The organism is Psychrobacter sp. 1U2, assembly GCF_051847575.1.
In genome coordinates, this window is the sequence record NZ_JBPYDC010001229.1 from 1 (window position 1) to 660 (window position 660).

Below are 660 nucleotides of genomic sequence, written 5' to 3' on the forward strand. Positions count from 1 at the left end.
TTTACCTAACATGTATCAAGTTGATCTTGCTGGTCAAACGCCATTACATATTACTGCTGATGGCAAATACGTTATCCAAGGCGAGCTACAAAAGAACCCAAGCAAGCGTGTCGTGACCAAAACCCCAGCGCGTAGCAATAGTGCGCAAATAGGTATGCCAGTAAGCGCTGCGGTCAAATCTGCGGTACTTGCTAATATGAATGAGCTCAAAAACATGAGCGCTAAAACACCGTTCTTTTATACCGCGGTACCGGGCGTGCTTTGGGGCGCGACTTTAGAGGGCGTGCCGTTTTTATTATCCGATGACGCGCAATATATTACAGATGGTGAAATATCCGTCATTGAGAATGGTCAGTTTACCGGACTGGATGAAGAGTTTGAAAAGCGTAAAAACCAGTCGGTGTTTAAAACCTTAGATGACAAACAACTAATAACCTATCCAGCAACGAGCGCTGAGAGAGCCGTTATATATGTAGCCGACGATGTCAACTGTCCTTATTGCCGCAGATTGCATCAACAACTACCGATGCTCAATGCAAAGGGCGTAACCGTAAAAGTCATCGGCTATCCGATATATGAGCAGTCACCGGCGCAAATGCGTGGTATTTGGTGTCAGGCAGATGATAGCAGTCGTCGCAAGGCATTTGATAAAGCCATGCT

Annotated in this window: 1 protein-coding gene; it reads left to right on the forward strand. The window is 45.9% G+C overall.

What is annotated here, in order from left to right:
• A partial coding sequence (locus ACS8FD_RS21360) for a thioredoxin fold domain-containing protein (protein ID WP_439277348.1) occupies positions 1-660 on the forward strand: 660 nt, incomplete at both ends.